Genomic DNA, 11,739 nt, shown 5'->3' on the forward strand with positions numbered 1-11,739 from the left:
GAAAAGATCTTCGATATCCGCCATGCCGGATGGCGGCAGGTGGTTGAAGCATCAAAAGCGCAGATGAGAGATGTGAAAGGTGATGTAAACGTGTACATGTCCCGGCGTTGCCGCGCGGGTGGGTGCCCTCGGGGAGCGGAGCCGGCCGGGGCGGGCGGGCGGATGAGTGGCCGGATTCGTACGGTCCTGCCCGCCCCGGGCGGGCCAGAGTCAGCCGCCGAGCTTGGTGAGGGCGGTGGCCGTGGTGTCCTTGAACGCGGTCACCGGCGCCTGCGCCAGATCGCCCATCTCCCCCCACACGACGACGGTCACGGTGTCACCGTCGCGGCCTATGCCGAACAGATGCACGCCGGTTCCGGCCTGCGGCGGCGCGACGTGCACCCCGAAGACGCGCCCCCCGTCGGCGGCGTCCACGGTGCCGTAGTCGTCCCAGGCGGCCCCCGCGCCGGGGTTCTCGCGCAGCCAGTCGGCGGCGCAGTCGGCCGCGGCGTCGGAGAGTTCGGCGGCCAGCGCCTGGGCCTCGGCGGTGCCGCCGGTCTCCACGACGAGCTGACGCGCCGTGGTGTCCAGGTCGGTGTGGTACTCCCGGACCCAGGTCCCGGCGGCCGGCAGTTCCACCTCCTCGAAGCAGAACAGCGGCAGTTCGGGCTGCCCGTGCCGCGGGCTCTGCGCGAACCACGGCGAGGAGGAGTGCGGCGGCAGGTCACCGGGCTCCAGGAACGCCGGCGCCGGCGTCTTCGGGGCAGTGGCCGTGGCGGTGGTCGCGGCACCGGCGGCCGGCGCGAACGCCGCGACGGCGGCCAGCGCCCCGGCTGCCAGGGCGGTACGGGTAAGGATGCGGGTGCGGGTGCGTCGCATGGGTGTGTCCCCTCCAGGTAATGCTCGGCGTGACACCCGAAACCCTGCGCGTCCCGTCCGGGCTCCGGCAACGCTTGCGGCCCGAACCGGGACGGCGGAACCATTCCACCCCCACTGACGTGGGACGATGCGGAGGGCTGGAATGGTGGAACGGGACGGCGGACAGGGCGGGGGAGGCCATGGGGGACGCGACACCGGCACAGGAATTCGCGCGGGCGCTGCGTGAGCTGAAGGAACGTTCGGGGCTCAGCTTCGGTGCGCTGTCCACGCGGCTGCACACCAGCACCTCGACGCTGCACCGCTACTGCTCGGGAGTGGCGCTGCCCCAGGAGTACGCGACGGCCGACCGCCTCGCCGCGCTGTGCGGGGCCACCGAGCCGGAACGGCGACACCTGCACCGCCTGTGGGTGCTGGCCGACGCCCAGCGCGGCGCCACCCCGGCGAAATCCGCGCCCGGCCCCCCGGCGGAGCCCACCGCCGTACCGTCCGACGTACCCCCGGCGGAGCCCACCGCCGAACCCCGCGCCGAACCCCCCGCCGCACCCGGCCCGGCCCGCCCGTGGTGGCGCCGGCGGCCGACCGCGCGGCTGACGGTGGGGCTCGCCGCGCTGCTGCTGACCGCCGCGCTCACCCTCGACGCCGCGGGCGGGGCGAAGGCCGGGACGGTGGGGGAGGAGGCGGCGCCACTGGAGTGGACCACCCGCTCCCACGTCTGGGCCTTCGGCTGCGGTCACCGCTACCTGGTGGACGCCGAGCCGCAGGACGTCCCGGCACCGCCGGTCGCCCAGGACGCCGAGCGCTGGTCGGCCGCCCGGCGGGCCGTGCACGCGGAGGCGGCCATCGTCGAGATCACCCTGACCGCCGAACCGGGCACCGGCGCCCCGGTCGTCGTGGAGGCGGCCCACATCCGGATCGCCGAGCGCCGCGCACCGCTGCCCTGGCCGGTGTACCGCATGGACAACGGCTGCGGTGGCTCCCTGGCCCCCGCCGCCTTCGGCGTCGACCTGGACGCCGACCGCCCGCTGGCCCACCCGGTCGCCGGCGGCGACGCCGCCACCGGCGAAGAGTTCCCCGCCCCCCGCCTCCCCTTCGCCCTCGGCGCGGACGAGCCGCTGCTGCTGCGCTTCGAGGCCAGGGCCGCCACCGGCGACGTCGACTGGTACATCGAACTCGACTGGAACAGCGGCGGGCGCTCCGGCACCACCCGCATCGACGACGACGGCCGTCCCTTCCGTACCAGCGGCACCACGGGACCCGTTCTCGTCCACGACCTCCCCACCGGCCGCTGGCTGCCGGAGTGAGGCAGGATCGGGTCATGAGCAACCTCGACCAGCGCCCCGCCCCCACCCCCTGCGGTGCCGAGCCCAGGACCGGCCCCGTGCACGAACTCCTCGCGGGCCGTGAGGTCCCGCTCGGCGAGAGCACCGTGGTACGCCGGCTGCTTCCCAGCCTCGGCCGCCGCATGGTGGGCGCCTGGGTGTTCGTCGACCACTACGGCCCCGACGACATCGCCGACGAGCCCGGCATGCAGGTGCCCCCGCACCCGCACATCGGCCTGCAGACCGTCAGCTGGCTGCACGCCGGGGAGGTACTGCACCGCGACAGTCTCGGCAGCCTGCAGACCGTCCGCCCGCGCGAACTCGGCCTGATGACCTCGGGGCGCGCCATCGCCCACTCCGAGGAGTCGCCGAGCCCGCACCGCAACGCCCCGATCCTGCACGGCGCCCAGCTGTGGGTGGCGCTGCCGGGGGAACACCGCCACACCGCGCCCTCCTTCGAGCACCACACCACCCTGCCGGTGCTGCGCGGTGGCGGCGGGCTCTCCGCCACCGTCATCCTGGGCGAACTCGACGGGGCCGCCTCGCCCGGCACCACCTTCAGCCCGCTGGTGGGGGCCGACCTCGCGCTGGCCGCCGGCACCGACACCGCGCTGCCGCTGACCGAGGACTTCGAGTACGCGGTGCTGTCGATGTCCGGCGCACCCGAGATCGACGGTGTGCCGCTGCCCCCCGGTTCCCTGCTCTACCTGGGCGAGGGCCGCCGCCACCTGCCGCTGCGCTCCGACCACGACGCGGCGGTGATGCTGCTGGGCGGTGTCCCCTTCGAGGAGGAGATCGTCATGTGGTGGAACTTCATCGGCAGGTCGGCGGAGGACATCGTCCAGGCGCGCGCCGACTGGGAGGAGGGCAGCCGTTTCGGCGAGGTGAAGGGCTACGCGGGCGACCGCCTGTCCGCCCCCGCCCTCCCCCCGGTCCCCCTCAAACCCCGGGGCCGCACGCGCTGACCCCGGTCTTTTCCCGGCCCAAGGGTCGTTCCTCCGTTCTTCCGCGGGGATGCCCGCAGGTCCTCCGGGGTCGCTTCGGATCAGCTCGGCCGCGGCTCCCGATGTCCCCGGCCGGGGCCGCCCCGGGCCGGGGACTTCAGCGGAATGGGCACGTCCGTACCGCGAAGTGTGGTTCAGCAGGTGGAGTTGGTCTGGGGGAGCAGGCCCATCCGCCGCGGCAGGAGACGTATTCACCGCCGGCGCCCGGGTCCATGCCCTGATGGAGGAACTGAAGCCGGCACGGGTTGATGGTCAGCGTCCGGGTGCTGGAGGGTCGGCTGATCCTGTGTTCACGGGAACATCCGTATCTTCACCTGTGTGATGTCGCGCGTGCCGCTCGGCCGACCCGGCCGTGCGGAGGTGCGGCATGGCGTCGTCGGCCCCGGCGGCACCAGCCACATGTGCTGGGCGGTGCGGGTGGGGCACCGGCACGCTGCCCCACCCCCACCGGCGGACCGGCGCGGGCCGCGAACGTCGTGAACCCGTCCCACGCCGGCGCCCTGTGCCCTATGTCCTGTGTCAGCCCACGCGCGCGAGTTGCCATTGCTGGTTGGTGCCGCCCCAGTCGCTGTACTGGACGATGTTGGCTCCGTCGGCGGTGGAGGCTCCCTGGACTTCGAGGGCTTTGCCGCTGTTGCGGTTGATGAGCCGGATGTTTCCGCTGCCGGAGTCGGCCGCTCGCCATTGCTGGTTGGCGGCGTTGGTGTCGCTCCACTGGACGATGGCGCCGCCGTCGGCGGTGGACCAGTTGTGGACGTCGAGGACCTTGTTCGAGTGCCGTGAGCGGATGCGGTAGTAGCCTCCGCCGGAGTCGACGAACTGCCACTGTTGCTGGGCCTGGTCGTTGCGTGACCACTGGGTGATCCGGGCACCGTCGTTCGTGGCCAGGTTGTACACGTCCAGTGCCTTGCCGCTGTTGCGGTTGACCAGCACGTACCACGCACTCGTGTCGATCTGGCCGGGAGGCTGTGTGCCGCCGTTGTTGAGAGTGTTGAGCACGGCGGTGTAGGCCGCCTTCTTGTTCCCCGCCGCATCGAACAGCAGCGGATTCTGGCCCGTGCGCCACGAGTCGCTGTCCCGCACACCCCACACGGTGATGCCCGTGCAGCGGCTCACGGCCAGGCAGGCACGCGTGACGGCGGCATAGGCGTTCGCCTGATCGGCACCCGAGATGTCCAGTTCGGTGATCTGCACCTCGACCCCGAGGTCGGCGAACCTCTGAAGGTTCGCCTGGTAGTCACCGGGTGCGGAGTTCGTCAGATGGGACTGGAACCCCACGCAGTCGATCGGCACTCCGCGGGCGACGAAGTCGCGCACCATGTTGTAGATACCGGTGCTCTTGGCGTTGATACCGTCGGTGTTGTAGTCGTTGTAGCAGAGCTTGGCCCCGGGATCCGCGGCACGTGCCGTGCGGAACGCGACCTCGATCCAGTCGTTGCCGGTGCGCTGGAGGTTGGAGTCGCGCCGTCCCCCGCTGCCGCCGTCGGCGAACGCCTCGTTCACCACGTCCCAGGAGTGAATCTGGCCCCGGTAGTGGCCGGCCACCTGGTTGATGTGGTTGATCATCGCGGAGCGGAGGGTGCTGCCTTCCAGACCCTGCGCCCACCCCGGCTGCTGCGCGTGCCACACCAGGGCGTGGCCCCTGACGGACATGCCCTGCTGGCGGGCGTGGTTGACGATGCGGTCACCGGCGGAGAAGTTGAAGGAGCCGCGGGAGGGTTCCGTGGCGTCCCACTTCATCTCGTTCTCGGCGGTGAGGCTGTTGAACTCCCTGTTCACGATCGTGGTGTAGGCGCTCTCGTTGAGCTTGTGCCCGGCGACCGCGGCGCCGAAATAGCGTCCGCGTTCGGCGGCCGATGTTCCCAGCGTGGTGCCCGCCGCAGCGGTGCCCGCCGATGCCACGACGGTGCCGCTGGCGATGAGTACGGCCGCCAGGAGCATGACGAGCAGTCTGAAGCGGCGTAACAGGGCGCTGTGTGGAGCCGGTTGTGCGGTGAGGATCATCTGGTGTCCTTCGGATCGGGTGGAGCGGGCGGAAATCTGGGGGACCGGACTCAGGAGGCCGTGACGTGGAAGGACTCCGCTGATCCGATCGTCGTGGCGGCGGCGACCAACGGCTGGGCCCCCGCCGTGACATAGCGGTCGTTGGCGTGCGCGCGCAGGCTGATGGAACCGTCGCCGTTGCTGATCCGGGTGAAGGTCTCCCACGGGCCGACGGCGGAACGGTTGGCGATGAGAGGACTGGCTCCGGCGTTCTCCGCGCACACGTACTGGCCGTTGACCAGCGCGCGCAGGGCCACCGAACCACCGCCGGCGTCGACCAGCTCAAAGCGCTCCCACGGGCCCACCGTGGGCCGGTTGGCGATGAGGGCTTCGGCTCCGGCGTTCTCCGCGCACACGTACTGGCCATTGGCCGCGGACCGCAGCGCGACCGCCGGGCCGGATTCGGCCGGGGTGAGGACGGACTCCCAGCGGGTGCGGCTCCCGGCCGCGCCGGCGGGCAGTCGGTCGCGGGCCGCCGTGTCCCCGTACAGGCTCCAGCGCATCCAGTCCACATACGTGTTCACGGTCTGGGTGTGGTTGACGCCGCTCCAGATGTACTCGTCGTGGCCGGTGCCCAGATGGGTGAGGAACGCCTTGGGCGCCGGCAGCTCGGTGTACGCCTGCCGGGCTGAGGAGTACTGGCAGATGGGGTCCTGGTCGCCGTGGACGAACAGGACCTTCGCTGCCGGGCGTCCGGAGGGGTTGCCCATGTCCACGGTGGCGAACGGTACGGCGGCCACGACGCGCTCGTCGGGCCACGCGGTGAGCAGGCCGTGCGTGGTCATCCCACCGAGGGAATGCCCCGCGATGCCGACGCCGGTGGCGGTGTCCAGGCGCCCGGCGAAAGGGGAGCCGGCGGTGGTGTTGAGGGCCAGCGTGCGGGTGATGACTTCGGAGACGTCCTGGGACTGGTTGCCGTTGTAGACATCCCCGATATTGCCCGGGGTGCCGGTCGAAGTGGTGGGGAAGACCGGGGCCGGTACCACGAAGCCGGCCTCCGCCAGCGGGCGGATCAGCGGTGCGTAGCTCTCCGGGTTGCCGCCGAGACCGTGGCTGAACTCGACCACCGGGAAGACCCCGTTGGCGATGGCGGCGTCGCGCACCGGGTTGCCGCCCGGGTTCCCGGTCGCCGGGTAGAAGATCCGGGTGACCAGGCGGCGGCCTCCGCGGTTCCAGTCGAACTCGCGTACGCCGATGGCGAAGCGCTGGGTCGGTGCGTCGAGCGGTCCGGCGGCCGCCGCCGGACCGGCGCCGAGCAGGGGCGCGCCCAATAATGCCGTGCCCATGCCAAGCGCTCGGCTCAGGACGGTGCGGCGTCGTAGTGACATCGGTGACTCCTTGATCAAGATGCGGGATTGCGGAAACCGCCGCCCCTGGTCGGAGCGGAAGGTGTGCGCGGGCACGGCCGCGCCGGACTGGCGGGCGAGCAGGGTGCTGAAAGTACGGCGTGCGCGTTCCGTCGGAGCGAGGTGCGGGCCCCGGGGCGCGAAGAGTGATCTCGTTCCCGGGAGGTGTGGCCTCCGGGGCGGGGAAAACTCTCCGGCCCGGAGGAAGCGCTGAGAAGAACGATCAAGAGTGCGGTGTGCCGGGGGAGCGGAGGTCATCCCCGCGGTAGCCGCATTCGATATACCGGACGCCGACCGGCTTGCCAAACAGCAAGGATGATGGAGCATGGCGCGAGCCGCGTCAATGACCCGGGTTCGGATTCGTTGACAGTCCCGGGCAGCGCGGCCCCGGCCGGACATCGTCCCTGGTGACGGGCCTGTCGTCCGGCGGCTCTCCGGGGCCGGCCCGGCCCCGGGGGCACCCGCGCGGTGTGTGGGTACGCACAGGGTTGACGGGGTGGCCCGGTACTTCTACCGTTCCGCATCGATGGATCCGTCGGCCTTGTCGGTCGCTCAGGAGGGGTGGCCGCCACCGCGCCGGCGTTCCTCACGCGCTTTCGTGGGAGCGCTCCCGCCCGTGCACGCCGAACGCGGGCTGCGGCGCTCTCACGCGCCAGAGCCGTTCCGGCAAGCTTCGTGACAGTGGAGAAGGGAGACGTCGGCGGCCGTGGCCGCCGCCGCTGAGGGGGCACCCGAGCGGCGCCCCCGTGCAACGGCTGGACGGAAGGCGGGTACGAGGTCGCGGTGTCCCGCGTGCGGGCCGCGCGCGCCGACCGAACGCCCGGTGTCCCGGAACGCGCGTGGGACCCGGGCCGCCCGCTCGGACGCGTCGGCCCGGGTCAGTAGGCTGTCCGAATGGGTGAAACGCTGGATCCCGGGCCGTTCTACCACGGCACGAAGGCTGATCTTCGGGCCGGAGACCTGCTGACCGCGGGCTTCCGTTCCAACTACCGGCCAGAAGTCGTCATGCGTCACATCTACTTCACGGCGCTTCGCGACGGTGCCGGCCTCGCGGCCGAGCTCGCCGCCGGGGACGGTGAGCCGCGGGTCTACCTGGTCGAGCCGACCGGTGACTTCCAGGACGACCCGAACGTGACCGACAAGAAGTTTCCCGGCAACCCGACCCGCTCCTATCGCAGCGAGGAACCGCTCCGGATCCTCGGTGAGGTGGACGACTGGACGCGACTGACCCCGGACGCGCTGCGGGACTGGCGGGATCGCCTCGCCTCGGTCCGGGGAGAGATCATCAACTGACCCTCTTCGCGTCGCACTCCATCGGGCACCACTGCTGCGGGCCGGGCGGCGGACCGGTGTCTCCGGCCACACGCGCGGGCCGCACGGCCGCCGAGTGGCGGCCGCTGCTCACGGTGCCAGGAAACCGGTGATCCGTTCGCGCAGGGTGCGCGGGTCCAGGCCGTGCCCGGTCAGGTGCTCGTCGAGTTGTCCGTAGCGGCGCAGCTCCCGGCGGCCGACGCCGAGGCCGAGCACGCGGTGGGGTACGTCGGCCAGCGCGTCGTTCACCTGCCGGGTCGAGGTTCCCTCGTGGTACGGCTCCACGACCACCACGTCCGCAGCCTCGGTGGCAGCCGCGGCCGTGCGGAGCGTGGCCGTGTCGAAGGGGCGCACGGTCGTCGCGTACAGCACCGTCACATCCAGGCCGGCGACGGCGTCGAGCACGTTCTCCAGCATCGGGCCGACCGCCACGACCACGCCGCCGCGGCCCTCTCGCAGGGTCAGGAAGCGGGCGCCGTCGACCGCGCGCGGCTCCTGGTTGGTCTGTTCGGACAGCCGCAGGTAGACCTTGTCGTCACCGGCGGCCGCGGCGTGCCGCAGCAGTGTCTCGGCCTCGTCCGGGTGGCCGGGGACATGGACGGTCCAGCCGTCCAGGCTGTCCAGCAGGGCCACGTCGCCCGGTGACATGTGCGTGAAGCCGCCGGCGGGCCAGTCGTAGGAGCCGGCCGCGCTCACCAGCACCCCGCCGACGCCCTGGTGGCCGAGGTCCAGCTTCAGCTGCTCGAAGGGGCGTTCCACCAGGAAGCTTGCGAAGGTGTGCATGATCGGGCGCAGGCCGGTGAGGGCCAGCCCGCCGCCCACGCCGACGAGCAGCTGTTCCCTGATGCCGACGTTCACCACCCGGTCCGGGTGCCGGTCCTGTGCCTGGGTGAAGCCGTCCCTGCCGATCTCGGCGAGTACGACGGCGAGGCGCGGGTCCTCGTCCAGCAGTCGGGAGGTGACAGCGGCGAAGCGCTCACGCATGGTGTCCATGGGGGAATGCCCTCTCGTGATAGATCGTGGAACGTCGTGGAGCGGGGGCGGGGACGGGGGTCCCTCACGCGGCCTTGGGTTCGCCCGTGTCCTTGGGCTCCACCTGGGCGACCACCGCGTGCGGGCGTCCCGGGTGCGGGGCGGTGAACGCCCGGTACAGCGCCTCGTGATCGCGCCCGTCCACGGTCACCGCCGACCATCCGGCGGCCTGGAACTGCGCGGCGATCCCGCCGTGCCAGCCGTGCGTGGCCGAGGAGTTGTCGATGACCAGCGTGTGCAGCCGGGCGAGCCCGGTGGCGCCGGCGTACGCGATGGCCTCGTGATTGCTGCCCTCGTCCAGTTCGGCGTCGCCGACCAGTACCCACACCGCCGGGTCGCCGAGCCCCTGGGCCCGCAGTCCCAGCGCCGTGCCGACGGCCAGCGGCAGGCCGTGCCCCAGCGACCCGCTGCCGATCTCCGCGCCCGGGACCAGCGTCCGGTCCGGGTGGTGCCCGAGAGGGGAGTCGTACGTGCCGAAGTCCGGCAGCCAGGTCCTCGGGAAGAAGCCCTTGGCGGCGAGGACCGCGTAGTAGGCCATCGGGCCGTGCCCCTTGGAGAGCAGGAACCGGTCCCGCCCCGGGTCCTTGACGGTCTCGGGGGAGACCCGCAGTACCCGGTCGTAGAGGACCCACAGCGCGTCCAGCGTGGATGTCGCGGCCGGGCCGTGCTTCTCGGCCCCGGTCATCAGCCCCATCAGGGAAGCCAACTCACCGAACCCGGCGACACCGTTCTCCGTCTGCGTCCTGATCGCGTTCGTCATGATCAGCACGTTAGAACTTCAAGTGCTGTTGAAGTCAACAGGGTCCGCACCGGCCCCGGCGTTGCGCCGAGCGGGTGAGGGACGGGGGAGTGGTCGGGGCGATTTGAGTGTGCCGCATCGGGTACCCGGCCCGTCCGCGTGTCCGCCGTGCGCCCCTGCGGCCGGACGGCGCGGGCCGGGGCCGCGCAGCTACGGGCGGGCCGCGACGTGAGCGAGGAATGGGAGCGCGCGCATGGGTGAGAAGGTGGCGGATTTCCTGCTGCGGCGGCTGCGGGAGTGGGATGTGGAACACGTCTTCGGGTACGCCGGTGACGGGATCAACGGGCTCCTCGCCGCATGGGGGAGGGCCGCGGACGACCCCATGTTCGTGCAGGCGCGGCACGAGGAGATGGCGGCCTTCGAGGCCGTCGGCTACGCCAAGTACTCCGGCCGGCTGGGCGTCTGCGTGGCGACCTCCGGGCCCGGAGCCATCCATCTGCTCAACGGCCTGTACGACGCGAAGCTCGATCATGTGCCGGTGGTGGCGGTCATCGGCCAGACCAACCGCAGCGCCATGGGCGGCTCCTACCAGCAGGAGGTGGACCTGGCGAACCTGTTCAAGGACGTCGCCTCCGACTTCCTGGAGACCGTCACCGTTCCCGAGCAGTTGCCCAACGTGCTCGACCGCGCCATCCGCACCGCGTACGGCCGGCGCACGGTCACCGCGGTGATCGTCCCCGCCGACGTGCAGGAGCTGGAGTACGAGGCGCCGTCGCACGCGTTCAAGATGGTGCCCTCCTCGCTGGGTCTTGGCCGCTCGGCCCCGGTCCCGGCCCGGGAGGACCTGGAACGGGCCGCCGCCGTGCTGAACGCCGGCGAACGGGTGGCCGTGCTGGTGGGCCAGGGCGCCGCCGGGGCCCGCGCGGAGGTGGAGCAGGCGGCCGAGGTGCTGTCCGCCGGGGTGGCCAAGGCACTGCTGGGCAAGGACGTGCTCTCCGACGAACTGCCGTACGTCACCGGGGCCATCGGACTGCTGGGCACCCGGCCCTCGTACGAGCTGATGCAGGGGTGCGACACCCTGCTGACGATCGGCTCCAGCTTTCCGTACGCCCAGTTCCTGCCGGAGTTCGGTCAGGCCAGGGCGGTGCAGATCGAGATCGACCCGCACATGGCGGGCATGCGCTACCCCTACGAGGTCAACCTCATCGGGGACGCCGCGACCGCGCTGCGGGAGCTGCTGCCGCTGCTGGAGCCGAAGAAGCACGGAAAGTGGCGCAAGGACCTGGAGCGCGACGTCGCCCGCTGGTGGGAGGTGATGGACCGGCGGGCCGCCACCGAGGCCGACCCCGTCAACCCCGAGTATGTGGCCGCAGCCCTGTCCCCGCTGCTGCCCGACGACGTCATGCTCGCGGCGGACTCCGGCTCGGCGGCCAACTGGTACGCCCGTCATCTGCGGCTGCGACCGGGGATGCGCGGCTCCCTGTCGGGCACGCTGGCCACCATGGGCCCCGGCGTTCCGTACCTCATCGGCGCCAAATTCGCCCACCCGGAACGGCCGGCGATCGCGCTCGTCGGCGACGGCGCGATGCAGATGAACGGGATGGCGGAGCTGATCACCGCCGCCCGCTACTGGCGGCGCTGGAGCGACCCGCGGCTGATCGTGGGCGTCTTCAACAACCAGGACCTCAACCAGGTCACCTGGGAGATGCGGTCGATGTCCGGCGCCCCGCAGTTCGAACCCTCCCAGCACCTGCCCGACGTCCCGTACGCGGAGTTCGCCCGCTCCATCGGTCTGCACGGCATCCGGGTCGACGAGCCAGGCGGTGTCGAGTCCGCCTGGCGGCAGGCGCTCGCGGCCGACCGGCCCTGCCTGCTGGAATTCGTCACCGATCCCGCGGTGCCGCCGATTCCCCCGCACGCCACCTGGGAGCAGGCCCAGGCCACCGCCGAAGCGCTGTTGCGCGGTGACAGCGACCGGACGAATGTGGTGAAGAGAGGCATCAAGCAGAAGGTTCAGGAGTTCCTTCCGGACCTGAAGGGCCTCAATCGCGGCTGACCGTCACCGTCGACGCATGCCACGCCCCACG

The 11,739-nt window shown here is 71.8% G+C and carries 9 protein-coding genes; 4 read left to right on the plus strand and 5 right to left on the minus strand.

Translation table 11 applies throughout. From position 1 onward, the window contains the following. Positions 1-210: 210 nt before the first annotated feature. Positions 211-858: a hypothetical protein gene (locus H7827_RS25450; RefSeq protein ID WP_432747479.1), complete on the minus strand. Its 648-nt coding sequence runs from the start codon at positions 856-858 to the stop codon at positions 211-213. 179 nt (positions 859-1,037) lie between these two features. Between H7827_RS25450 and H7827_RS25455 the strand changes: the two genes are divergently transcribed. Together H7827_RS25455 and H7827_RS25460 are read left to right on the plus strand one after the other, a co-directional pair. Then, positions 1,038-2,159 (plus strand): helix-turn-helix domain-containing protein, encoded by a 1,122-nt coding sequence (locus tag H7827_RS25455; RefSeq protein WP_432747480.1) that lies wholly within the window; start codon positions 1,038-1,040, stop codon positions 2,157-2,159. 14 nt (positions 2,160-2,173) lie between these two features. Then, entirely contained in the window at positions 2,174-3,142 is a 969-nt protein-coding gene (locus tag H7827_RS25460) for a pirin family protein (protein WP_046722890.1), read from the plus strand. 558 nt (positions 3,143-3,700) lie between these two features. Here H7827_RS25460 and H7827_RS25465 read toward each other — a convergent pair. Together H7827_RS25465 and H7827_RS25470 are read right to left on the minus strand one after the other, a co-directional pair. Then, a complete protein-coding gene (locus H7827_RS25465) occupies positions 3,701-5,122 on the minus strand; it encodes an endo-1,4-beta-xylanase (protein WP_432747481.1) in 1,422 nt (473 codons plus the stop codon). Positions 5,123-5,235: 113 nt separating this feature from the next. After that, complete coding sequence (locus tag H7827_RS25470; protein ID WP_432747482.1) at positions 5,236-6,552, minus strand: alpha/beta hydrolase; 1,317 nt, start codon at positions 6,550-6,552, stop codon at positions 5,236-5,238. A gap of 912 nt (positions 6,553-7,464) precedes the next feature. Between H7827_RS25470 and arr the strand changes: the two genes are divergently transcribed. Beyond that, positions 7,465-7,863 carry an NAD(+)--rifampin ADP-ribosyltransferase gene (arr, locus tag H7827_RS25475; RefSeq protein ID WP_386532459.1) on the plus strand — a complete coding sequence of 133 codons (399 nt, stop codon included), beginning with the start codon at positions 7,465-7,467 and terminating at the stop codon, positions 7,861-7,863. A gap of 108 nt (positions 7,864-7,971) precedes the next feature. On the opposite strand, the gene H7827_RS25480 is transcribed toward arr, so the two are convergent. Together H7827_RS25480 and H7827_RS25485 are read right to left on the minus strand one after the other, a co-directional pair. Then, positions 7,972-8,874: a transketolase family protein gene (locus H7827_RS25480; RefSeq protein WP_432747483.1), complete on the minus strand. Its 903-nt coding sequence runs from the start codon at positions 8,872-8,874 to the stop codon at positions 7,972-7,974. Positions 8,875-8,938: 64 nt separating this feature from the next. Further along, a complete protein-coding gene (locus tag H7827_RS25485; protein ID WP_432747484.1) occupies positions 8,939-9,673 on the minus strand; it encodes a transketolase in 735 nt (244 codons plus the stop codon). Positions 9,674-9,905: 232 nt separating this feature from the next. On the opposite strand from H7827_RS25485, the gene H7827_RS25490 reads away from it, so the two are divergent. Further along, entirely contained in the window at positions 9,906-11,708 is a 1,803-nt protein-coding gene (locus H7827_RS25490) for a thiamine pyrophosphate-requiring protein (RefSeq protein ID WP_432747485.1), read from the plus strand. The last annotated feature ends 31 nt before the right edge of the window (positions 11,709-11,739 follow it).

It is taken from the genome of Streptomyces sp. JH002, from assembly GCF_050916115.1.
Classification (GTDB): domain Bacteria; phylum Actinomycetota; class Actinomycetes; order Streptomycetales; family Streptomycetaceae; genus Streptomyces; species Streptomyces xiamenensis.

Coding starts and splice junctions, on each gene's coding strand:
- H7827_RS25450 (WP_432747479.1), bottom strand. CDS start 858: ATGCGACGCACCCGCACCCGCATCCTTACCCGTACCGCCCTGGCAGCC.
- H7827_RS25455 (WP_432747480.1), top strand. CDS start 1,038: ATGGGGGACGCGACACCGGCACAGGAATTCGCGCGGGCGCTGCGTGAG.
- H7827_RS25460 (WP_046722890.1), top strand. CDS start 2,174: ATGAGCAACCTCGACCAGCGCCCCGCCCCCACCCCCTGCGGTGCCGAG.
- H7827_RS25465 (WP_432747481.1), bottom strand. CDS start 5,122: ATGCTCCTGGCGGCCGTACTCATCGCCAGCGGCACCGTCGTGGCATCG.
- H7827_RS25470 (WP_432747482.1), bottom strand. CDS start 6,552: ATGTCACTACGACGCCGCACCGTCCTGAGCCGAGCGCTTGGCATGGGC.
- arr (WP_386532459.1), top strand. CDS start 7,465: ATGGGTGAAACGCTGGATCCCGGGCCGTTCTACCACGGCACGAAGGCT.
- H7827_RS25480 (WP_432747483.1), bottom strand. CDS start 8,874: ATGGACACCATGCGTGAGCGCTTCGCCGCTGTCACCTCCCGACTGCTG.
- H7827_RS25485 (WP_432747484.1), bottom strand. CDS start 9,673: ATGACGAACGCGATCAGGACGCAGACGGAGAACGGTGTCGCCGGGTTC.
- H7827_RS25490 (WP_432747485.1), top strand. CDS start 9,906: ATGGGTGAGAAGGTGGCGGATTTCCTGCTGCGGCGGCTGCGGGAGTGG.